22 protein-coding genes are annotated in these 23,102 nt (G+C 52.7%); 4 read left to right on the top strand and 18 right to left on the bottom strand.

Annotated elements, in window-relative coordinates; translation table 11 throughout:
• Positions 1-195: 195 nt before the first annotated feature.
• A complete protein-coding gene (locus tag MKY96_RS13650; RefSeq protein ID WP_340941059.1) occupies positions 196-1,461 on the bottom strand; it encodes a stalk domain-containing protein in 1,266 nt (421 codons plus the stop codon).
• A gap of 172 nt (positions 1,462-1,633) precedes the next feature.
• On the opposite strand from MKY96_RS13650, the gene MKY96_RS13655 reads away from it, so the two are divergent.
• Positions 1,634-1,894 (top strand): hypothetical protein, encoded by a 261-nt coding sequence (locus MKY96_RS13655; RefSeq protein WP_445671438.1) that lies wholly within the window; start codon positions 1,634-1,636, stop codon positions 1,892-1,894.
• Between the two features lie 182 nt (positions 1,895-2,076).
• Here MKY96_RS13655 and MKY96_RS13660 read toward each other — a convergent pair whose 3' ends face one another.
• From MKY96_RS13660 to MKY96_RS13685, 6 genes are all read right to left on the bottom strand, one after another.
• Complete coding sequence (locus MKY96_RS13660; protein WP_340941060.1) at positions 2,077-2,391, bottom strand: hypothetical protein; 315 nt, start codon at positions 2,389-2,391, stop codon at positions 2,077-2,079.
• A gap of 141 nt (positions 2,392-2,532) precedes the next feature.
• Positions 2,533-3,987 carry an N-acetylglucosamine-specific PTS transporter subunit IIBC gene (gene nagE, locus MKY96_RS13665; RefSeq protein WP_340941061.1) on the bottom strand — a complete coding sequence of 485 codons (1,455 nt, stop codon included), beginning with the start codon at positions 3,985-3,987 and terminating at the stop codon, positions 2,533-2,535.
• A gap of 43 nt (positions 3,988-4,030) precedes the next feature.
• On the bottom strand, positions 4,031-4,546 hold the full coding sequence (locus tag MKY96_RS13670; RefSeq protein WP_340941063.1) for a PTS sugar transporter subunit IIA: 516 nt from the start codon (positions 4,544-4,546) through the stop codon (positions 4,031-4,033).
• 21 nt (positions 4,547-4,567) lie between these two features.
• Positions 4,568-5,434, bottom strand: coding sequence for a PRD domain-containing protein (locus MKY96_RS13675; protein ID WP_340753842.1), 867 nt, complete (start codon positions 5,432-5,434; stop codon positions 4,568-4,570).
• A 186-nt stretch (positions 5,435-5,620) separates the two neighbouring features.
• A complete protein-coding gene (locus MKY96_RS13680; RefSeq protein ID WP_340941064.1) occupies positions 5,621-8,353 on the bottom strand; it encodes a CHASE3 domain-containing protein in 2,733 nt (910 codons plus the stop codon).
• A gap of 71 nt (positions 8,354-8,424) precedes the next feature.
• Positions 8,425-8,820, bottom strand: coding sequence for a DivIVA domain-containing protein (locus MKY96_RS13685; RefSeq protein WP_036728841.1), 396 nt, complete (start codon positions 8,818-8,820; stop codon positions 8,425-8,427).
• 187 nt (positions 8,821-9,007) lie between these two features.
• Here MKY96_RS13685 and MKY96_RS13690 point away from each other — a divergent pair, with 187 nt between their 5' ends.
• Complete coding sequence (locus tag MKY96_RS13690; protein WP_340941065.1) at positions 9,008-9,571, top strand: TraR/DksA C4-type zinc finger protein; 564 nt, start codon at positions 9,008-9,010, stop codon at positions 9,569-9,571.
• 64 nt (positions 9,572-9,635) lie between these two features.
• Here the strand turns inward: MKY96_RS13690 and MKY96_RS13695 are convergent, their stop codons facing one another.
• Positions 9,636-9,995: a helix-turn-helix transcriptional regulator gene (locus MKY96_RS13695; protein ID WP_340941066.1), complete on the bottom strand. Its 360-nt coding sequence runs from the start codon at positions 9,993-9,995 to the stop codon at positions 9,636-9,638.
• A 580-nt stretch (positions 9,996-10,575) separates the two neighbouring features.
• On the opposite strand from MKY96_RS13695, the gene MKY96_RS13700 reads away from it, so the two are divergent.
• Both MKY96_RS13700 and MKY96_RS13705 read left to right on the top strand, forming a co-directional pair.
• The gene (locus tag MKY96_RS13700) at positions 10,576-11,028 is read left to right on the top strand and encodes a MarR family winged helix-turn-helix transcriptional regulator (RefSeq protein ID WP_340941067.1); all 453 of its coding nucleotides are present in this window, start codon (positions 10,576-10,578) and stop codon (positions 11,026-11,028) included.
• 22 nt (positions 11,029-11,050) lie between these two features.
• Entirely contained in the window at positions 11,051-11,569 is a 519-nt protein-coding gene (locus MKY96_RS13705; protein ID WP_340941068.1) for a GNAT family N-acetyltransferase, read from the top strand.
• Between the two features lie 415 nt (positions 11,570-11,984).
• On the opposite strand, the gene MKY96_RS13710 is transcribed toward MKY96_RS13705, so the two are convergent.
• The 10 genes from MKY96_RS13710 to ftsY all read right to left on the bottom strand — a co-directional run bounded on the left by MKY96_RS13710 (position 11,985) and on the right by ftsY (position 23,044).
• The gene (locus tag MKY96_RS13710; RefSeq protein WP_340941069.1) at positions 11,985-12,629 is read right to left on the bottom strand and encodes a general stress protein; all 645 of its coding nucleotides are present in this window, start codon (positions 12,627-12,629) and stop codon (positions 11,985-11,987) included.
• Between the two features lie 108 nt (positions 12,630-12,737).
• Positions 12,738-15,233, bottom strand: a complete 2,496-nt coding sequence (gene hrpB, locus MKY96_RS13715; RefSeq protein ID WP_340941070.1) for an ATP-dependent helicase HrpB — start codon at positions 15,231-15,233, stop codon at positions 12,738-12,740.
• 189 nt (positions 15,234-15,422) lie between these two features.
• A complete protein-coding gene (locus MKY96_RS13720) occupies positions 15,423-15,833 on the bottom strand; it encodes a DnaJ family domain-containing protein (RefSeq protein ID WP_340941071.1) in 411 nt (136 codons plus the stop codon).
• Between the two features lie 163 nt (positions 15,834-15,996).
• Positions 15,997-16,431 carry a GIY-YIG nuclease family protein gene (locus tag MKY96_RS13725; protein WP_340941072.1) on the bottom strand — a complete coding sequence of 145 codons (435 nt, stop codon included), beginning with the start codon at positions 16,429-16,431 and terminating at the stop codon, positions 15,997-15,999.
• Positions 16,403-17,170: a DUF2087 domain-containing protein gene (locus tag MKY96_RS13730; protein ID WP_445671483.1), complete on the bottom strand. Its 768-nt coding sequence runs from the start codon at positions 17,168-17,170 to the stop codon at positions 16,403-16,405. Before MKY96_RS13730 ends, MKY96_RS13725 begins: the two co-directional genes overlap by 29 nt.
• A gap of 172 nt (positions 17,171-17,342) precedes the next feature.
• Positions 17,343-18,152 carry an SDR family oxidoreductase gene (locus MKY96_RS13735; protein WP_340941074.1) on the bottom strand — a complete coding sequence of 270 codons (810 nt, stop codon included), beginning with the start codon at positions 18,150-18,152 and terminating at the stop codon, positions 17,343-17,345.
• Positions 18,153-18,357: 205 nt separating this feature from the next.
• The gene (locus MKY96_RS13740; protein ID WP_340941075.1) at positions 18,358-19,224 is read right to left on the bottom strand and encodes a transglutaminase family protein; all 867 of its coding nucleotides are present in this window, start codon (positions 19,222-19,224) and stop codon (positions 18,358-18,360) included.
• Positions 19,221-20,174 (bottom strand): alpha-E domain-containing protein, encoded by a 954-nt coding sequence (locus tag MKY96_RS13745; RefSeq protein WP_340941076.1) that lies wholly within the window; start codon positions 20,172-20,174, stop codon positions 19,221-19,223. The genes MKY96_RS13740 and MKY96_RS13745 overlap by 4 nt, the downstream gene beginning before the upstream one ends.
• Before the next feature lie 33 nt (positions 20,175-20,207).
• Complete coding sequence (locus tag MKY96_RS13750; RefSeq protein WP_339314045.1) at positions 20,208-21,671, bottom strand: circularly permuted type 2 ATP-grasp protein; 1,464 nt, start codon at positions 21,669-21,671, stop codon at positions 20,208-20,210.
• A gap of 380 nt (positions 21,672-22,051) precedes the next feature.
• Positions 22,052-23,044, bottom strand: coding sequence for a signal recognition particle-docking protein FtsY (gene ftsY, locus MKY96_RS13755; RefSeq protein ID WP_036728871.1), 993 nt, complete (start codon positions 23,042-23,044; stop codon positions 22,052-22,054).
• Between the last annotated feature and the right edge of the window lie 58 nt (positions 23,045-23,102).

Below are 23,102 nucleotides of genomic sequence, written 5' to 3' on the forward strand. Positions count from 1 at the left end.
CCGCATACATCCACTCCGGGCGCTGTCCTATGCATCTACATCCGCCAAATAACCCCACAAAGTGGGGCTTTAGCGTAGGTGATGACTCAGGTACTTTGCGGGGACACCAAAACATATAAATGCTTATCTGTCACAAAAAAACGGTCCTCCGGTAAAATCCCGGGGACCGTTTGCGTCTTGCTATTCCATTCCTGACTATTGCTTGCTGTAATTCTCGTCCCCAACCTGGATGCTGCCGTCATCATGCTGGAAGAATAGGGAACTGGATACCTTACCGTTACCAAAAGCGAATACGATGGTATTCCCGCTTATCTTGTAGGAACCGGTGTCTGAACCGCCGGCCCCGCCTGTTGTGGGTGCTCCGCCCTGGACGGTACCCAGCATCAGGTTGTCGCTGGTGAAGGTTCCATTGCTGTTCAGCACCAGCGTCCGTGTCCATGAAGTTGATCCGGCAGATATCCCAGCCAGCCCCTGGAAGCCACGGTGGACATAAGTACCGCTTAGGGTCAGCCCGTTCTTGACTGTTTTGACCCGGCTAAGCTCAACATCGTCAATATGCAGCTTGCCGGATTTGACCGCAATATCATAAGTATCTCCGTTACTTAGCTTCAGCTTACCACTCTGTATGGTGTAAGTCTGGCAGCCGTCACGCGAGCAGTTGATCGTCTCCGGTCCGCCTTGCTTTGGAGCATCAACAACCACTTTATTACCGGGCAGGAAGGTGATGATATTCCAGCACATCCCGCCGCATTCATACCCGTCGTAGTCCGGGCTGAAGCCGTAGTACGTTCCCTGCAGATTGCTCAGATTCACCTGGTCCGAAGCGGCTGGCTTGTAGGAGCCGTCTCCGGCAGGTGCATTCGGGACAGTCCCTGGTGCCGGCGGCTTGGTCGGTTGCGGCTGGCTGGCGATCTGCTCATCGTATACTTTTTTGAATTCGGCAATTTGCTTGTCAACCGCCGCCTTCGCCGTTGCTTTGGTCAGACCATTGGCGGCCAGATACGGATCGGTATAGACGAGAATCTGCGGCTTATACGGGTTCCATGCGACCAGTGCCTGAGTGGACTCCCCGACGAAGCGGAGCGGGACCATCGTGTAGCTGTCTATAATTGTTGGCGCTTGCAGTAGTTGAACACTGGTGCCATTGACGGTAGCCGTCTTACTGCCTATCTTCATTACTATGGTCAGGCCTTCCTTCGTACCGGTTACTGTCTGCTGCGCGGGATTCCAGCCTACTGTGAGACCCATCGCCTCGAACAGCGGACGGAACGGAACCAGTGTTGTCCCTTTATCCAGCAAGGGAGCTTTCTCAAAAGTCAATGGTTTGTCATCCAGATTGACCTCTATCGTTTTGCCCGCAGCTGGCGAAGCTTGCGCTTGGCCCGCTGATACACTCAGCGCTACGGCTACTCCCAGCCAGATGACAGCCGTCCATAACCGCCGGATCACAGGTCCGGACATTCGCCTTTTTCTCACCTATACCCCATCCTTTCGCAAAATAAACGGATTTTTAGATTTATAACCCGTCAGTCCCGCGTTTAAACAGAACCAGTCAAAAAATGATTTTTTGACGCACAGAAAAAGCCCTCCCGCACGCGGTAGGACTGATATCTGGTGTATATCCATTAAAAGGTTGATCTTGCCAATAAAATATAGTAGTTTATTAGGTGTAAACTATTATAAATTGAAAGGTGGAGCTAATGATGGAACAGAAATGTATGGAAATGATGATGAACATGTGTATGGAAGACTTGATGTCGAAGATGAAGAACATGAAAATGTGCATGGAAACCATGACCCAAATGGGCATGATGAACATGGATATGGACAAGATGATGACTCAAATGCAGCAGTGCGACGAAATGATGACCATGTGTATGACCATGATGCGTAATGGAATGGAAATGTCCAAGTAAGTCCAGGTTTACAACGGCAAGCCCTTGAGAGTGAATCTGCGAAATTCACCTTTATTGTGCATGTCATGGCTGAGCAGACTAACTGCATGCCATTTTTTAGTTAAACTATATTACCCCTATATCTTCCTAATCATATCTCCGATTATTTCTTCTCTATCCTCTATCTAATCTTGATATACCGCGCTTGAAGCTGCTTAGCCACGTGAATCCGCTCCATCTTCAGCTCCCACATTTGTTCTCTCCACAGACCGCTATCCGTTGTATCCTCTTGCTCTCTCAGCTTATCGAATAATTGCATCAGCAATAAGTTAATATCGTCGAACCGCGACCACAGCGCTCTCACACTATCCACTTGTTTCTTTTCTTCGGCAAGCATTTCATAGTTATTCAATTGCTCCAGGAGATCAGCCTGCCACTGTTCATCGTTAATTGCCTTGGCGTAATTCAGCAAATCCAGATAATCATCTATTGACAAAGGTACCGACTCCTTTTTTCTTTATACCAAGTATTATACTCGGTATTGTAGATATTGCAATAGTCTGCGCATAAAAAAACAGACATCCCATGAAGGATGCCTGCCAGGAAAAGCTATTCTTCTGTGCTGACCAGCTTCAAGCTACATCAGCTTCTTAATATCATCCTTCAGCTGTTCGGACTGCGGTCCGAACACAATCTGTACGGCACCCTGCCCAAGCCGCATGACACCGGAAGCACCCAGTTGCTTGAGCGCGGAGTCCTTAACCGCTTTGTCATCATTTACGTTAAGACGCAAGCGGGTGATACAGGCATCGATGCTGCGGATGTTCGCAGGACCGCCGATGTTCTCCAGAATCTTGGCGGCTCTGGAAGAGGACGACGCGGCTGTACCACTCTTGGACAGATCAATCAGGTCATCTTCCGTCTCATCCTCGCGTCCGGGAGTTTTGAGGTTGAACTTGACGATGATGAACCGGAACAGCACATAGTAGAGGACGAAGAAGCCAAGCCCAACCGGAATCAGCACCCACGCGTTGGTGGACTGCTTCATGTTAAGCAGGTAATCAATGAGCCCGGCAGAGAATCCGAACCCGAGCTTCACATCCAGCACATACATCAGGAATCCGGCAAAACCCGTCAGCAAAGCGTGTACCAGATACAGCAGCGGTGCGAGGAACATGAAGGAGAATTCCAGCGGCTCCGTGATTCCTGTCAGGAAGGAAGCAATCGCCGATCCGATGAAGATGGACGCGACCATTTTGCGTTTCGACGGTTTGGCTGTGTGAATGAACGCCAGGGCAGCACCCGGCATAGCGAACATCATAATCGGGAAGAAGCCTGTCATGAACATTCCCGCAGTCTTGTCTCCGGCGAAGAAGCGCGTCAGATCTCCGTGAACAATATCCCCTGCAGCGTTCGTGAAATCACCGAGCTGGAACCAGGCGATGGCGTTGATTACATGATGCAGGCCGAACGGAAGCAGCAGACGGTTAGCTGTCCCGAATACAAATGCCCCTGCACCGCCAAGACCGACAACCCAAGTGCCGAAGTCACTGATGACATCCTGAATCGGGCTCCAGATCATGCCGATCAGCACTGCGAGAATCATGGTGGTGATAGCGGTGATAATGGGTACGAAACGTTTGCCTGCGAAGAAGCCCAACCAGTCGGGCATTTTAATATTATGATATTTCTTGTACAGGTAAGCAGCCCAGGCTCCGGCAAAAATCCCGCCCAGCACGCCCATATTGAGCTTCACATCATCGGCGATGAACGGCATTTGGGCCGGAAGCACCTTAAGAATACTGTCCAGCACCTGATAAGCAATGAGGGCAGACAGCGCGGCAACCGCATCCCCTGCGAACCCGATCGCTACCCCAATTGCAAAAATCAGCGCCAGATTACCGAATATAGCACCCGCACCCGCATTCAGAAAAGGAGCCACATACTGGTTGAGGAATCCGCCGACGGTACTGCCCAGATGGAAATCCTTCTCATAATTAATTAGTCCGAACCCTTGCAGAATGGCTGCCGCCGGTAAAGTTGCGACTGGAAGCATCAGAGATTTCCCTAACTTCTGTAGAAAAGCCAACATAATGAAATCATCCCCCTGGTTTCATATTTAGTACATGTATGTTCTAAGCCTGTGAAGCTACTGTAAGAATAGTGCTTGTTCCTGCCGTAACCTGGCCGTAATGGCAATCGACCTCCGGAGGTTCCTCCCCGTTATGGGTCACAATGACTGGAGTAATGGTACGGTACCCCGCAGCACGGATCGCTTCCAGATCGAATTCGATCAGCGTCTGCCCTGCCTGCACTTCATCTCCGTTGGCAATATGGCTGATGAAGCCTTCCCCCCGCAAGCTGACCGTATCAATTCCGATGTGCATCAGCAGCTGTAACCCTGAGGCATGCTCCAGGATTAGAGCGTGATTCGTTTTAACCACATGCGCAATTTTTCCGTCAAACGGGGCCGTTAAACGTCCCTCTATAGGTTCTATGGCAATACCTTGGCCCATATGCCCGCCAGCAAAGGTCTCGTCCGGCACTTCCGTTAACGGTACGGATTGTCCGCTGACCGGAGCGTATATCTCCAGGCGGCTTACCGCCTCAGTAGGTTTCTCTTCTTTTTTAGCTTTCCATCTCGAAAACATAAAAGTCACTCCTTGCTGCTGCTATTTATTCTTCTCTATCGTCTGGAACAGCCGGTGCAGATGCATAGCCAGGAAGCAGATTTCTTCTTCGGGTACATCTACACTGAGCTTGCCCTGCATGACTTTGCCCATCCGATGCGCGAGCTTGTATTCATCCTTGTATTCCTTCTTGATATGCTTCACAAAAGGATTGTCGATGAGCGAACCCTGCAGAATCCGTTCAATCGAGAATCTCAAGTGAACCATCAGCCGGACATGATTCATACTGCCCTGCTCAAAGCGGATCTTGCGTTCACTGCGGATCATCTCCATTAGTTCACTGACAATGTTGGAGGCCTTCACAAGCTGGCCCACCGGCACATTGCTGACCGCAGAATAGACGTGGTAAGTAAGGAAACCGACCTCGTCCTCAGGAATCTGCACTTCAAAGCCTTCGCTGATCTTCCCGGCCGCCTTGGAAGCGATCTCAAATTCCTTGGGGAATGTCATCCGGGTCTCCTCCAGGAATGGATTCACAATGTCCATCCCGCTGCGCAAGCGGAAAATGGTGAATTGGATATGGCTGGGGAGCGCCAAATAGATCTTGTCGTTTAGCTTGCCGGGAAACTCACGGGCGATATCAGAGATAATCTCATCCGTAATCCTCATGACCTTGGGATCAATGTCCTCCAGCAGAATCTGATACTGACTCCATTCCTCCCGGTCCTCCAGCCGAAACAGCTTCTCAATCCGGGGATCATCCGAATCAATAACACCCGTATCCTTAAGCGCAAACCCGATGCCCTTGCCGATAATTACATATTCCTTGCTCTTCTTGCCGCCCTCTACCATTACGACATTATTCCCAATCACCCGCAGCACCTGAAATTGTTCAGTGTCCCTCGCCAAGTTCCCCCTCCTTTCCGCCCATTGCCTGATTTTTTGCACAAAAAAGAGCCAAGACTGGACTCAAAGTATTGAGTACGAATCTTGGCTCATGCCCTGTTAAGGTAACACGCCACTGCATATAAATGATCATTTATGAACCCATCATAAAGCATACCTTGTATTCCCGTCAATGGGTTTTTGGAAAAGTCAAATGTACCGGCACATTCGTGTAATGACGTCCTGCATCAATACCGGCTTGCTGATGAAATCAGTGGCTCCGGCGGCCAGGCAACGCTCACGGTCTTCCTTCATCGTCTTGGCAGAGATTGCAATGATCGGGAGGTCGGTGAGATGCATCTCCTCACGGATAATAGACAGCGTGTCATAGCCGTCCAGAACCGGCATCATAATATCCAGGAGTACGATATCCACCTCCGGCTGCTCTCTAACCACTTGAAGACATTCATAACCCGTCTGAGCGGTCATGATGATCATTCCATAAGGCTCCAGACCCTTCTGCAAGGCATAAATATTACGCATATCATCATCCACAATCAGGACAGTCCTGCCTTGCAGCATGGCGTATTCTTTCTCGAACAGGGAGTCACCGCTATTACCCGGCTGCCCTGTATCATGAACGGTTCTGGAGTGCTCCGACCCGGCTGCAGTCTGAGCCAGCTCCGCCGGATGGAACGGTTCTTCTTCACTGTCCAGTTCACGGCAAGGGAGATACAAGGTGAATGTACTGCCCTTCCCTTCTTCGCTCTCCAGGCTGATATGCCCGCCCAGCAGCTGAGCCAATTGCTGGGAGATGGACAAGCCCAGACCGGTTCCCCCGAATTTGCGGGCAGTCGTTCCGTCCACCTGGCGGAAGGCCTCGAAGATCAGCTCACGGTTCTCTTCGGAGATGCCGATTCCGGTATCCTGGACAGCAAAGGCCAGCACCGGCCCTTCTGTTATGTAACTCTGATCCGAATATGCCGCCAGCTTGGTAATCTCCACGGTCACAGAGCCCTGCTCAGTGAATTTGAAGGCATTGGACAGCAGATTCCGCAGAATCTGATGCAGGCGCATCTCATCGGTGAAGAACAGATCCGGAACCTCCGGGTTCAGGGTTACGTTAAACTCCACGTTCTGCGATTCAGCAAGCTTACCGAAATACCCCTGCAGCAGCGAGGGCAGCTCGGTGAGATTAACGGCGTCCATTTCCACCAGCATTTTGCCCGCTTCCACCTTGGAGAGATCCAGAATATCGTTAATCATACTAAGCAGATCACTGCCGGAATTGTAAATGACTGAGGCATAGCCCAATTCTTCCTCGGTTAACGTATGATTGCGGTTCTCCGTCAGGAGCTGCGAGAGAATCAGCATACTGTTCAGCGGAGTACGCAGCTCATGCGACATATTGGCCAGGAATTCAGACTTGTAGCGCGAGCTCTGCTCCAGCTGTTCATTGTACCGCTCCAGCTCGATCGCTGCATTCTCGGCTACCGCTTTCTGGTTCTCCAGCTCCTTGTTCACGGTTAGCAGCTCGCTGGTCTGACTCTGAAGCTCCTCCGTCTGCATCTGCATCTCCTCGGACTGGGTCTGAAGCTCTTCGGATTGAACCTGAAGCTCTTCGTTCATCACCTGCGACTCATGCAGAAGCCTCTGGATCTCCATCCGGGTCTTCACCGAATTCACGGTAACACCCATCATGTCCAGCAATTCCTTCAGCAGCTCGAAATGGTAAGGCGCCCAACGGGTCAGCGCAGCAATCTCCAGGACAGCAACGGTCTTGTTCTCAAAAATAATCGGAGCAATCACAGCGAACCTCGGCGGCGTTCTGCCCAGCGCGGAGCTGATGGAGATATAGTCATCAGGCAATTGCTCAATCACATTCATCCGCTGATCCAGCGCACATTGACCTGCCAGGCCTACTCCCGGCTGAATAACCTCCGGCCCGATGCGTTCTTCCTTATTCTCTGCGCCTGCATAGGAATAGATGCGCTCGAACAGTTCCTCGTTATTCACGACGTATATAGTGGCATACTGCATTTCCAGCATAACCGACAACCGGCTGACAAAAATTCTGCACAGCGAAGGCATATCAACGGTCTCTTGCAGGGCAATCGACATGGAGGTGAGCTGCTCGCTCGTCCACTGCTCCCGCTGCACGTTATCCAGCAGCCCGTTCGTCGCTTCGCCCAGGTCATAGATTTCATCCAGAGTCTTCACCTTAATGCGCTCCGAGCGGTTACCGCCGGAGGCAATACTGTTGATGGCCTGTATGACGCTGTGCAACGGATTCACAATGCTGGCCGAGAGCAGATAAGTGATGAGCAGCGCAAGTATGACCACCAATCCCCACAATATGTACATGGTAATCAGCAGCTTATGATTGCTGTCCTTCAGGTTGCTGATCCGGTCGTTCGTGAGCGTACGTTCGATGTCACGGAAGTAATCGGACTGGGATCGGATCGTGTCGACCAGGTTTTTTCCCGTATCGTTGCGAAAAAAAGCGTTGACCGCTTCCGTATGGCCATTCTTCTTCAGCTCAACCACATGCTGTCCGGCGACATCGACCCACTTCTCGATATTATCCGTAATCGTGTCCAGATTCCGTACCTGCTTCGGGTTATCGGCAATGAGATTATTCAGCTTCGCTGCATTAATCCTCCACTGCACCAGCCCGTCATTATACGGCGCCAGGTATGACTCATCGTCGGTAAGGACGTACCCCCGCTGTCCGGTCTCCATATCCAGTACATTTTTCTCAATTTGATATGTAAGTTCATGAACTTCTATATCATGATCGCTCAAGAACACGGTTTCTTTCTCCAGGCTGTTAATCCGGCCAGAGACTATAATCAGAAATAGCCCCAGCATTAATAGTATGATGACATATCCAAGTGCGATTTTGCCGCGGATCTTCAAGCTCCAAGCATGCTTCTCCGGCAATGGTCCAACCCCCGTCCAGAGTTATACTTATGCTGCATATTGTTGTCTCTCACGCTGTGGCTGTACAGGGCTTACAAATACCCCTCCGTGCGGGGTATAGGCAATCTGTCCTTGAGCTGACGCACATTGGCTTCCAGCTTGATGATGATATCCTCCAGATCCTGCGGATCAATTCCCTTAATAATCGGAACCGGGGCCGGAGTGGCTGCGGTCTTCACCTCTGCCTTCAGCTCTTTCATCTCAATCTGCTGCTCCTGCCACTTATCCATCAGATCCGCTATGGTAGCATAGAACCGTTCATAATCCTTAATGACGCTGTCCAGGAACGTATCCACCTCTTCGGCATCATAGCCGCGAAGCTTCATACTGAATTCCTTCTCATGAATGGTAAGTGCATCAAGGGTAATACCGAGCTGGCTGAACAGCTTTCTCTGCTTATCCAGCCGCCGTTTCATATGTTCGTCCATTTCATAACCTCCAAGTGTATGCTGCATTCATCCGGCAGGTATTATTATAACAGGGTGAAAGCAGCATGAAAATATCACTAAAGTTACAATTCAGCATAGGGATGCCTGCTGATTGCCCTATAACACATTAGGGTAAGGAAAGATTACGACAGTGTAACTACTAATCCAACTGAAAGGAAGATGACACATGAGCCACTTAACCAAAGACCAATTGAATACACTCCGGGCAGCCCTTGAGGAGCGCAAGGCAGAGCTGGAGCAGCATTTCTCCGGCAATGGAGCAGAAGACAGCCTGCTTGGCGATTCCCTTATCCTCTCTACGGGCGAGCTCTCTTCAGTCGATAACCATCCCGCCGATACAGGAACGGAGACGTTTGAACGCAGCCGCGACCTGTCCATCAACACCTCGCTATCCGAAGAATTAACGGAGATCGAGGCTGCTCTTGCGCGGATGGATGACGGAACGTACGGCATCTGCGAAGCCAGCAAGCAAGAGATTCCTTATGAGCGGCTTGAGGCCATCCCCTACACCCGCTATACCGTGGAGCATGCCCCAACCAGCCGTGACACCGGCGCACGCCCTGTGGAAGAAGAGGTTATGACCCCGCCGCCAGCCGGTGCAGGCGAAGGACGTCAGCAGAATAGCGGCAGATTCGATGACGCCGGTGCCTGGGAAGCCGTGGAGGATTATGGCAGCGCAAGCTCGCCGGTAACCCCGCCGGGCCAGGACTCTGAAGAAGAGGATACCTGAGCCGGCAGGCCGAAGCCAAATCTTAATTCCGGGCTAACGAATTTCGTAAGCGCCGGAAGCCCGCTCAGAAGTTGTCAGCGACCGCCTTATTAAGGATACCCAGACAGCGGTCGAGGTCGGTCTTCACTTGCTTTTTGTAGAGCTTGGCCTTCTCCTCCCCGTCCGAGGTGAAATGATACAGGACAATCTCCTGGAAATCGACCTTGGGGTCGTTTCCCTTCAACTGCTTGGTGCGGTAGAGTATCCCCTGCTGCACTAGCTCATGCAGGGCACGGTAGATTTCACTTTGGGGAGGAGAATAACCATGGGCTTTGAAATCTCTGCGCAAATCCTCCAGCATCTGATAACCATACCCCTTGTGCTGCTCCACCATCGTAATCAGATATACTTTTATAAACGCCCGCTGGGCAATCATAAACGCCATAAGACACCTCCCGGGGTGTTTTTTTGTGGAATCCTTAGAGAAGAACAGCCATAGACCCTTGTCACTTAAATCCGGCAGTCAAATGATGTGGGTAGCATTTCCAGCTACAACTCTAGTATAAACTCTATTTCCCAGCTTTCACAACAAGTTATATTTTATAGTTTCATTTTTTCGGTGCGGAGTTTAGGTTTACTTTTTCCGTTTTGAAGAAGATAGGTACGGATGTTGTGAGGCGTTTAGATGGTATAGGTAGATACGGTGGGTGGTTTTGTTCTTCTATTGTGAATTTTTCATATAATGAAATTATATTAATAGAGAACGACTTTAACTTGCGTCCCCTGACACCCGTTGCTTAACGCCTCTGTAGAATAAAGGTTATTGTGGACGCAATAAGTCTTTTATTAATATTTCGGGGTCATTATTGTGAATTTTTCATATGATGAATTGACATGAATAACCCCCCCCTCTCTGCCTCTCCACAGACGATCACTCTTATTTATTTTGTTGTAATTGCAACAAAATTCATGTATTATTTTAAAACTATAGGCTTGGAAAATAAATGATCAATGGAGCTGCGATTATGAAGGAGATTCTACGCGAGGTTGGAATGATTGCCCGGTCACTGGACTCCATCAGCAATATCGAATTTAAGCAATATGACCTTACCCGGGGGCAATATTTGTATCTGGTGCGGATCTGTGAGCATCCGGGGATGATCCAGGAGAAGCTGGCTGAAATGATTAAGGTGGACCGGACAACGGCTGCCCGCGCTATACAGAAGCTTGAGATTAACGGTTTTATTGAAAAAAATGAAGATCGGCACAACAAAAAAATCAAGAGGCTGATCCCTACAGAGAAAGGGCAGGCCGTCTACCCTCTGCTCAAGAGAGAGAACGATTATTCTAATAGCGTAGCGCTGTCCGGCTTCTCCGAAAGTGAGGCTGAAACCCTGGTAAAACTCCTGCAAAGAGTCAGGTCCAATGTGGAAAAAGACTGGGAATATGTAAAAAAGGGAAACAAACGGGACTATTGATTATACAAAAGGAGAATTATAGATGACTATTTTGATAAAGAGATGCTCTTCCGGCGATCTGGAGACCTTGCAAAAAATCAGTATTGAAACGTTTACAGACACCTTCAAAAATCAAAATTCACCAGAAGCTATGGAAGCTTATTTGAAAAGAGCTTATTGTACAGAGCAATTAAAAAAAGAATGCGCCAACCGCCATTCTGAATTTTATTTCATCTATTATAATGAAGAAATTGCCGGGTACCTGAAGGTTAACGCCGATGATGCCCAAACTGAACATATGGACAAGGACTCGCTTGAAGTGGAACGGATCTATATTAGAAGGCCCTTTCATAGACTGGGGCTAGGGAAAAAGCTGATTGAGAAAGCGGTGGAAATCGCGGCCGAAAAGAATAAGAGGAAGCTCTGGCTGGGGGTTTGGGAACAAAACGGAAACGCAGTTGCCTTTTATACAAAATTGAATTTCGTACAGACAGGAACTCACTCTTTCTATATGGGTGACGAGGAGCAAACAGATCTGATCATGACCAGAATCATCCTCTAGCACAATTAATTTAATCAGCACAAAATCGCTGTGCCGGGTGAATGATGCTCATGCCTCTCTCACCGGCCGCTTTTAAGGAGCAGCAATGTTGCAATTTTTGCAGGATTTCTCTATACCTTTTACGGGTTGAAGTACAATGTTGCATTATTTGCACAAATTTCGGTGTTTAGAGCAAGTTAACGCTGAATTTGTTGCAATTCGTGCAGGATTTCATCATAGACCGCTTCTTTGGGGCTGTATTGTTGCACTTTTTGCAGGATTCCTCCTTATTCACTCATGCGGTCTCTGTTCCTCCCTTATCCATAGCAGACGGATATTATAATTTCCTAAACAAGCACAAAGAACTGCCCCGGCATGTTCGCCGCAGGCAGTCCTTAAGTATGCTATAGGAGCGGGCTTAAGCCTGCTCTAATTTTTAGATTTTGTCGCGGTTGTAGAGGTCCGGGTCACGGTCTGCATTCATCGAGCCTCTGTTGCCCAAGGTATTGCCAACCGTTGTGTCCCTAGGGACCAGATCAGGGTTAGTTGCTCCGCGGTCCGCCAGTGTATCCTCCGGGTACAGGCTGTCGTACCGGCCCGAGTTGAGTGAACGGTTACCCCTGAACACGGTATGGATATCTCTTCCACGGCCGTTGTCATCGACCAGGACGAGGATTTTGCCGCTGTCGATGTAGCCTTCGTAATCTCTGGCCTCATCCTCGGGAATTCCGAGTCCGATTAATCCGCCCACCAGTCCGCCTGCTCCTACTCCGATGGCAGCCCCTGTTAGTGTAGCTGCGATTGGGCCTGCAGCAAGGATTGGACCAATTCCCGGAATGGCCAGCGCACCGATCCCGGCCAGCAGGCCGGTAATTCCGCCCACTACGCCGCCGGTGGCCGCACCTGTAGCAACGCCTTCCGGCGCCATCGTTCCTGTATCTTCGGAGATGTGTTTCAGGTCATCTCGATCCTTCGTTATTACTGAAATCTCATCGTTCGTGAACCCTTGTCTCTGCAAACTTTCAATTGCTCTGGTTGCTTCTTGTTCCGTATCGAATACGCCAATAATTTTCTCTGTCACTTGAAGCCCTCCTTCGTAATTGTTGTTCGCTATTGTATTACCCGTTCACGCGGTGCCCAAACAGGAAAAGCTTCTTCGGATGCATTAATGCCTGATCACAACTACATTCTATTTGGTAGGACGGGTACGGTTGGTCGGTGCTGCCTCCAGCGGATTATCCGGCCAGTAGTGCTTGGGATAACGGCCTTTCAGATCTTTTTTCACCTCGAAATAGGTGTTCTGCCAGAAGCTGGCCAGATCTGAGGTGATCTGCATCGGCCTTCTCGCCGGAGACAGCAGGTGCAGCAGCACCGGGACCTTCCCTCCGCCGATCCGCGGAGTATCCGTCTGCCCGAACATCTCCTGCAGCCTGACTGCCAGTACCGGCGCCCCCGGATTACTGTAATCCAGGGGAACCCGCGAACCGCTCGGTACCGTAATATGCGTCGGCGCCTCCTTGTTCAGCAGCTGGCGGCTGTTCCAGTCCAGCATCCCCTCCAGCGCCTGCGTCAGCTTCACCCGCTGTAAATCACGGAGATTCCGCATCCCTTGTATAAAGGGTGCCAGCCATTCCTCCAATGTATCTGTCAACGCCTCATCCGACATATCGGGCCAGTCGGCCCGCAGTGAGTGCATGAATTCCATCCGCTGCCGCAGCTGAGTGGTCCCTTTCTCCCATGGCAGCAGTTGTAGCCCTTCCGCCGCGATCACCTTCAGCAGTACGCTCTCCGTCTCCTCGGGAGTAGCCCGCTCATGGGTCGTTTGCTTCAGAATGAGCGCCCCCAGCCGGGTCACTCTTCGCGCCTTCACGCTTCCGCTCTCACTGTCCCAGTAGACTTCGCGCTCCTCCAGAAGGCTGTCCGCATGATGCTTCAGCAGGTCCTGCTCGGAGAGCGCTGCGGCAAGCATAATCCGGCTCTGCCCGGCACGGTCATCCACGCCGGGTGCCACGATGTAGGGCGAGCGCGCCAGCGGCTGCCCCTCGCGCATCGCCGCCCCCCGGCCACCGGAGAGCAGGAACGCGCCATTGCCGCGCTCCTGCCCGATCCGGTCGGGATAGGCGAACGACAGCAGCAGGCCGCTTCGGCTGATGTCGCCAGGCCCTTCGCCCGGCGCTGCCTGCAGCTGCGCCAGGAAGCTGCGGCTCTCGCGCTGCACCGCGCGCAAGGCCGCCGGGTCCGCTCCGCCGCTGCCGGCGGAGCGCTCGAACCCGAGCAGCGCCTCCACGCGCAGCGTGAGGTCGCTGTCTAGAGCCGCGGGACCCCGGAAGAGGTCCCGCTCCTGCAGCAGCGCAGCGAGCCTGGCGGCGAGCGGCGCAGCTGCAAGGTCTGCCGCGCGCAGCAGCATATGCGCGATGCGCGGGTGCGCGCCAAGCACGGCCATGCTGCGGCCGTGCGGCGTAATGGCGCCGCCGGCGTCCAGCGCGCCGAGCTGGCGCAGCAGCGCCGTCGCCTGCGCGTAAGGCGCGGCAGGCGGCGCATCCAGCCAGGCGAGCGCTCCCGGATCGCGCACGCCCCACAGCGCCAGCTCCAGGGCGAGCTGCGCCAGGTCGGTCTCCATGATCTCCGGCACGCTATCGTCCGGCAGATGATCATGCGCCTCCCGGCTCCACAGCCTGTAGCAGACGCCTGGCGCTGTGCGGCCTGCCCGGCCGCGCCGCTGATCGGCCGAGGCCTTCGAGACCGGCACCGTCGTTAAGCGCGGCATGCCGGTACGCGCAGAGAATACCTGCGTCCGGCGAAGCCCCGTGTCAATCACCGAGCGTACCCCTTCGATGGTCAGACTCGTCTCGGCAATGGAGGTTGCCAGTACGACCTTCCGTTCGCCTTCCACCGCAGGAGCCACCGCCGCATCCTGCTGGTGCTGCGGCAATTGGCCATAGAGCGGCCGGAGCACCGTTCCCGGCGGCAGGCTTCCTGATGCCAGCTCCTGCTCCGTCCGGCGGATCTCCCGCTCGCCGGGCAGAAAGACCAGCACATCCCCCGGCTGCTCAGCAAGCGCCCGGCGGACAGCGGCGGCTGCGGACTTCTCGGGGGTGGAGCCACCGGCAGCGTCCGGCACATAGACCGTCTCCACCGGATACGTCCGGCCCGGACAACGGACGACCGGCGCTTCACCCAGTAGAGAAGCTACGCGTTCTCCATCCAGGGTCGCCGACATCACCAGAATGCGCAGATCCTCGCGCAGCACACTCTGCGCTTCAAGCGCCAGTGCCAGTCCAAGATCCGCATGCAGGCTGCGCTCATGGAACTCGTCGAAGATCACAAGCCCCACATCCCCCAGCGAAGGATCGCTCTGGAGCATTCGCGTCAGCACGCCTTCCGTCACCACAACAATACGTGTATTCCGCCCCACCTTGGTATCCATCCGCATGCGATAGCCTACAGTCTGACCCACATTCTCCCCCAGACAAGAGGCCATATAAGCTGCGGCTGAACGGGCTGCCAGGCGTCTGGGCTCCAGCATCAGAATGGTTTTACCGGCCAGCCAAGGCTCCTCCAAAAAAGCAGGCGGCACCGCCGTTGTCTTCCCCGCTCCAGGCTCGGCAATCAGAATCGCCGCTGCACGGTCTGTCAGAATTCTCTTCAGGTCAGGGAGCACCTGCATAATCGGAAGCTGCTTCATTTCATCTCTCCATCATCTGCTCAAGGTTAAGTTAATCTACATCTCCCTATCATCGGCGAATTCATTCCAGATATCAAGCGGTTCATTGCTGCTGGAAGAGGATGACCCATTCAACACTAAGCTCCCCTATAATCTCGCACCAAAAAACCCCGGTTCCATGAACCGGAGGTCTCATCTTCCAATACTCGTCTACTCCCTACCATCCCGTTCCACTCCAGCCAGCCGTTGCCCGATCGCGTCCCCGTAATCCGCATATGCAGCATTGCCTTCCAGCCCCCGTTCCTGCAAAAGCATCTGAAGACGCAGCCGCTTCAGGGAGAGCCTGCCCTCCAGCTCCTTGCGTTCCCCGGCAGTGCTGTTGCCGCTTCGGTGGCAAGCCACCAGCAGCTCTTCGAGCGTTACGCACTCTGCCCGCAGCGTGACTTCCTCGGGCAGCAATCCGGCGTTCTTCATAATCTTGTAGGACATCCGCAGCTCCTCGGGTACGCCCGAGAGATCCTCCAGCTCCAGCGGCTTACCGTGCCCCGGAAGATTGGCGAACTCCCCGCTGCGCATAGCTTCCTGAATTCTTTGTTCTGCAAGCCAAGATAATATAGCCATACACACCGCACCTTTCATCAGCAGCTGAGGATTTCCTATTGTTACATCCTGCATACATCCGGCATACCCGCCGCTACCGCTTTGTCCTTATTTTAGCACGGGTGCTGCTGAAATTCATTCCCGGTTGCCTGTAAGTTATCGCTTCTTATCACCAGGCAGAAAGCTATTTCTGCTTATGATATCCGCGCTCCCCGTAAGGAGACAGTTGCTCCAGCCATTTACTCTCCATATCCGGCAGCATCTTGCGGTATTTCTTCAGCTCCTGCACATCGGCCACGAAATCCTCCTCCGGCTTAATCTGCTCCAGCACCTCGAAGCGGAAGCCCGCTTCCCCGCGTTCATTCCAGTCTTCCTGCAGCGCCTTATTGTCATGGCCTTTGATATCCAGCATGAACTTATGCTTATTCCAGACCCCGTCCAGGTTCAGGCTGCTTCCCACATACATTTTCTCATTCGCGGTGTTCACAATCCGGTATACCCCCATTGGCCTGTGCGTGTGCGCATAATTATATCCCAGTTCCTTGCGTCTGGCTTTATCCGTCATTTCTTCTCTCCCCTTCATCTCTCCGTTATAATTCCACCCAGTAGCTGCTTCCATCCTCTTCACGGCCGAGCAGCCCGTAATCGATCAGATAACGCCGGAGCGTTACATAATCGGGATAAGCAGCTTCGAGCACCGCATTGATTTCCTTCTCACTGTACTTGCGCCCTGTCTCAAAACGCTGAAGCAAATGGCGCAGAATCGCCGCCTTCCGCTTCTGCCGCTTAGGGAACTCTGACAACGGGCCGTCCGGCCCCTGTTTGAAATAGGTGCCCAGAATCTCGGCGTTCTCCTGCTCGGTAATTGCGAACCGTTCATCAACCATCACAGCCGTGCGCGGTATACTCACAAAAGACGATGAAGCTCCCGGCTTCTCCTCAGCCAGCTCCATAACCGCCAGAAACAGCTTGGCCTGCTTCACCTTCTCGCGAAGCGTGAACCGGTGGTTACGCACTGTGGAGGTACTGCCGATCCCCAGCTCCTTGGCGGCCTCCGCATCGCTAAGACTTTGGCGGAAGGCCTGGAGCAGCCCCTTCTGCAAATCGGTTAACCCGCTCAGCTTCTTGTCCAGCGTCAGCAGCCAATGGAACATCCCGCCATGAACCCTGTCCACATGCAGAGCTGCGAACTTCTCCGCTTCGTAATACTGCTCGCCATCCTTATAGATCAAGCCCTTCTCGAAGACAGCTCCGCAGACCAGACAATGATACTTTACCGTTCGCTCTTCCGTCTCCACATTATAGCCCTGCTTCAATTCTGCAATGGACGCATTCCAGAATTTCTCCGAGATCCGCACTGCTTCATTCTCTTCTGCCAACTGGACCATCACACCCTTTGTTTGCTTTTATATAGACATATTATCATTTCGTTTGTTATTTTACAACCATCTAATTAGATTGTTTGTGACAAAAGAAAAACACCGCCAATCATGGCAGTGTCTCATAGCAGAAACGGGCGGCAGAATATGCCTAAGACAGCAGCGACTCCGCACCGTCAATCACAATCTGCGAGCCGGTAATATGAATGGATTCATCCGAGGCCAGGAACGCGACCAGATCGGCCACATTCTCCGGTTTGCCCGGACCGTCAGCCAGCGGCTGTGCACCGTCGGGGAATTCAATGGGAATGACAATTGACTCCACATCATCGTTCCACTCCGTGCTCTCGTCGATATTCGTGGCGATCGCTCCCGGACAAATGACATTGACCCGGATTTTGAACTTGGCCAGCTCCAGTGCAGCCATCTTGGCAAAAGCGACCTGGCCGGCCTTAGTGGTGCTGTATGGTGACCAGCCGAAGCTGGTGAATCTGCTGTTGCCGTTGATGGAGCTGGTAATAATAATACTGCCTTTGCCCTTCTCCTTCAGATGGGGAATGCTGTATTTCAGCGTCAGGAAGGTGCCTGTCAGATTGACAGAGAGGGTCTTCTCCCAATCGCCTACGCTCAGCTCCTCAATCGGCCCGACCACTCCGTTAATGCCCGCATTGGCGAACACAATATCCAGGCCTCCGAAATGCTCCACGGTTCTGCGCACCGCTTCCTCCATCCGGCCGGCATCCGAAGTGTCCACATCAATCGCTAATGCGCAGTCCCTGCGCAGCTTATTCAATTTCTGTTCAAGGATCGAGGTACGTTCGTTCACCAGATCGAATAAGGCGACATTCGCACCTTCACGTGCCAGCTGGATCGCTGCCGCTCTGCCGATTCCCGAGCCCGCACCTGTGATTATGGCTGTTTTCCCTTGAAAACGCTGCTTTTTTGCTATATTTGGGCTCATATGTACACTCTCCTTCCGTGAATACCATTCTGCATGTAATGGCTCTGTTTCAAGATTACCCAATTGATGCTTGATTATAATCAGATTATGCAAAAAATTGCACAAACCTTGTGCAACATGCACAGCGCATCCATTAACCGGGCCTAATGAGCAGCTTACCGTCAGCAACAAAGACCCCGCAGCTGCGGGGTCTCCTCTGACTCATTCAATTCTCCAGCTGCCGTACATCCACCTTAACCGTAAGCGTGCCCGCTGCTCCGCGGTATACCCCTTTGACCGGAACGATATCCTTATAATCCCGTCCATGCCCAAGCTTGATATACCGCCAGCTTACTTCAGCATTGTTGGTCGGATCGAAGCCCAGCCAGCCCGTACCCGGAATATGTGTCTCCACCCAAGCATGCGAGGCCTGTTCGAAGTTGGCGTTGCCCCCCTGCAGGTCCCCTACAAAATGGTACCCGCTCACATAACGCGAGGGCAAGCCGACACTGCGGCAGACCGCAATCATCAGATGTGCATAGTCCTGGCAGACTCCGCGCTTTAGCATCAGTGCTCTTTTCACTGTAGTGTTGACACTCGTCGCCTCGGGATCGTAAGTAAACTGCTCGTAGATGGTGGACGACAGCTTCCGGGTCCATTCGTACATATCCTCGGCTTCCTCAAAAGGATGCTGCGACGCGAATTCCACCAGCTCCGGCGTCACCTCGGTGTACCGGGTAGGCAGAATAAACTCAATATACCGGTTCTGAAACTTCTCGTCATTCAGCAGCTTCACCTGATCTTCCAGCGGAATATGCGGAAGATCGGTGCCTTGCGCCTTGTCGAGCGTAACCACGGTCGCTTTGGTGTGAATCACCATTTCCGTATGCGGCTTGTTCACCGAATAGGCATGGACCCGGTTGCCGAAGAAATCCTCATAGGTCAGCAGATTAGCCGGCGGATGCACCTCCACCTCATGGTGATAACAGGATTGCCGGTAGTTCGTGCGCGGCGTCAGCCGGATCTCATTGACACTGTCCGTCACCGGCTCGGGATAGCTGTAGGTGGTTGTGTGGTTGATCTGTATTTTCATACCGAGACTCCTTCACGGCGAAAAAAAGCACCGTCCATCGTTCGGCCGAGCCTCTGACAGGATATCATCAGTGACTCCAGCACATCCAGGGTCAGGTCCCCGGACATCTCTTCCTTCTCCATATAATCCAGCTCCGCCTTGATCTTGCCCGCCTGACGGATCACCTTCTCATGCCCTGAGCCCTTCTCTGAAGAATCCAGCTCCAGCTTGGCCAGATGCTCCTCCAGCTTGTGGAAGGAGAAGCGGATTGAACGCGGGAAGAGCGGGTTCACGATCAGGAATTCCAGAATGCATTCCGGCGACATATCATCGGCGTAATACCGGCGGAAGGACTGATAGCCGCTCACCGATTTCAGCACAGCCTGAAGCTGGGTATAGATAGAATTGATAGCCTTCGACTTGCAGGATACCGTGACGGTCTGCAGGATACGTGTCGTATTCTCCGCCCGTTCCAGAAACCGGCCGCTCTCGATGAAATGCCATTCATTGCCTCGGAGCATCACCGATTGCTCCGCGCCGAGGAACATCGCCGCCCGCTCCTTGACCTGCTGATAGAATTGATGCGGGCCGCGCATGATATCTGTTACCGACTGTTCACCGAGCCACAGGTTGAAGCCATTGATAATATCCCACAGCTCACTCGGCAGATGCTGGCGCAGCGTGCGCAGATTATTCCTCGCCTGATGCACACAGGAGAACAAGGAATTGGTATTCCCCATATCCAGCGTGATGAAGGATAAGACGTCCTGTTCACTGAAGCTTTCAAACTGCCGCAGATATTCATTCCGGACCCCGAGTGCATCAATCAGGCGCGACCACTTGTGACCCTCTTCCTGGTAATCCTCTTCCTGCTGGATATGGTAATGTACATCGATCAGCCGGGCGTGATTCTCAGCCCGTTCAATATACCGGCCGATCCAGAATAGAGCCTCCGCATTGCGATTCAGCATTCTAGCCCCCCCTTTCACCTTAGATAGTAGTCTCTACGCCATGACCCAGGTATCCTTCACTCCGCCGCCTTGGGAAGAGTTCACGACCAGCGAGCCTTCGCGCATCGCCACCCGGGTCAGTCCCCCTGGAATGACATGCGGCTTGCGGTCGGCCCCCATCAGCGCAAACGCTCTAAGATCAATATGCCGCGGAGCCATACTGCCTTCCGACAAGACCGGCGCACGGGACAGTGACATGATCGGCTGGGCGATATAACGCTCCGGTTCCGCCAGTATTTTGAGCCGGAAGTCGATAAGTTCCTGCTTCGATGCCTCACTTCCGATCAGCATGCCGTAGCCCCCGGAGAGAGACGTCTCCTTCACCACCATTTCAGACAGATGATCCAGCACATACTGGCGCTCTTGCGGCCGTGACAGCAGATAGGTCGGCACATTGCCCAGAATCGGCTCTTCATTAAGGTAGTAGCGGATCATATCGGGCACATACACATACATGGCCTTGTCATCGGCTACCCCGGTTCCGGGCGCATTGGCAATCGCGATATTTCCTGCCCGGTAGGCATTCATCAGACCTGCAACCCCAAGCAGCGAGCTGGGCTGAAAAGCCAAGGGATCAATGAAATCATCATCCAGCCGGCGGTACAGCACATCCACTCTGCGCAGACCGTTCATCACCTTCAGGTAGATTTTGTGGTCCTGAGCGACCAGATCACGGCCCTCAACCAGATGAATGCCCATCTGCTGTGCCAGAAAAGCATGCTCATAATAAGCCGAATTGTATTCCCCCGGTGTCAGCAGGGCAATGACCGGGTCCTTGGTCCGGGACGGGGACAGGCTGCGCAGCACGGACAGAAAACGGTTCAGGCTGTGATCCACATCGCGGATGGAGCTGGCAAACGACAGCTCAGGAAACAGCTGGTTCATGAGCGATCTGCCTTTGAACAGATACGAGAAGCCCGAAGGTGTACGCAGATTATCCTCAAGCACATAATATTCGCCGTCATGATGGCGGATCAGATCGATGCCTGAAGTAGTGATGTACGCACCGCCGGGTACACGGAGTCCGGACATTTCCGGCCGGAAATAACAGTTCGAGATCACCATCCGCCGCGGCACAATTCCGTCCTTCACAATATATTGCTCATGGTAAATATCATGAATGAACAGATTCAGTGCGGTAATCCGCTGTACAATCCCCGCCTCCAGCCGTTCCCATTCCCCCTTGGGGATAATGCGCGGAATCATATCGAAGGGAATCGTCCGCTCCATAGGCTGATCCTGTGCCGGGTTGTACAGTGTAAAAGTAATGCCTTCTTCCATCATCCGACGCTGCATCAGCTTCTGCTTGCCTTGCAGCTCTTCGGGGCTCATCCCGGAAAACATGCGGTTCACATGCTTGTAATGAGGCCGGACGTTCCGTTCATCCGCATACATCTCATCATAGAAATGCTGCAGCGGATACGGAGACAGACCGGGCAAAGGATCTAGTTTGGACATGAGCCCGACTCCTCTCGGATCAGTATAATGTGTTATGTTTCTTAACAAATAAGTTCAAATTTTAAAAATTCACCACGAAAATATGATTTACTACCTTCATAATACGTAAATGATATTATCCATGTCAATATATATAACAGCAAAATGGAGTTTCCGCACCATTCTGCTGGTTTGGAATCGCTTCCTTTCTCTTAAACTTGCTTTTCGGGGTGCTCCGCGTTCATTCCACATCCAATTGTATGCCGGAGTGCTGACAAGCAGTACTATTATGAATTTTTCATATGTTGTTTTTTTAATATATAGAGGAACTGGATGATAACACAAAAAACCTCCCCGGGAATGACTCATTCCTTAGGGAGGGTGCGATGGCCGTTATGCAGTTATTCTTCCGAATCTGCTTCTTCCGAGATCATGCCTGCGAACAGGGCATGCACGAACTGGTCGGAGTCGAATGGCTGAAGATCTTCCATTTTCTCGCCCAGACCGACCAGCTTCACCGGCAGGTTCATTTCCTGGCGGATCGCTACCACGATTCCGCCCTTCGCCGTTCCGTCGAGCTTCGTCAGTACCAGGCCGGTCACGCCGCTCTTCTCGCCGAACAGCTTGGCCTGGGTCAGCGCATTCTGCCCGGTGGTGGCATCCAGCACCATCAGCACCTCATGCGGGGCGCTTGGAATCTCGCGCTGAATGACACGGAAGATCTTGTTCAGCTCTTCCATCAGATTGCTCTTGTTCTGCAGCCGGCCTGCCGTATCGCAGATCAGCACATCCACACTGCGCTGCTTGGCAGCCTGAACCGCATCGAACATCACCGCTGCCGGGTCCGAGCCCGACTGCTGCTTGATCACATCCACTCCGGCACGCTTGCCCCACACCTCAAGCTGCTCAATGGCTCCGGCACGGAAGGTGTCGCCTGCCGCCAGCAGAACCTTCTTGCCTTCCTGCTTGTAGCGGTGCGCCAGCTTGCCGATGGTCGTCGTCTTCCCGACTCCGTTCACGCCGACGAACAGGATCACGGTAATGCCGTCCGGATTCTCGTTCAGACTGTTGTCATCATCTCCGCGCAGCAGCTCCATCAGCTTGCGGGAGAGAATCGGCTGAAGCTCTGCCGCGTCCTCGATCCGCTTCTGCTTCACTTCGGCACGCAGCTCCTCCACCAGATTCATGACCGTATTTACGCCTACATCGGCGCCGATCAGAATCTCTTCCAGCTCCTCATAGAACTCTTCATCGATCTTTTTGCGGCGGATAATCAGATCCGAGACCTTCTCAACGAAGCCCTTGCGTGTTTTCTCCAGACCGTCGCGGAACTGTTTCGTTACGCTTTCCGTTTTACCGGAGATGCTGTCTTTCAGTTTTTTGAAAAAACTCATATGCTTATGCTTCCTCCTAAAGGGTTATAGGGATCACTTCATGAATCCTGCGTCTATA

It is taken from the genome of Paenibacillus sp. FSL R7-0302, from assembly GCF_038006885.1.
Classification (GTDB): domain Bacteria; phylum Bacillota; class Bacilli; order Paenibacillales; family Paenibacillaceae; genus Paenibacillus_AQ.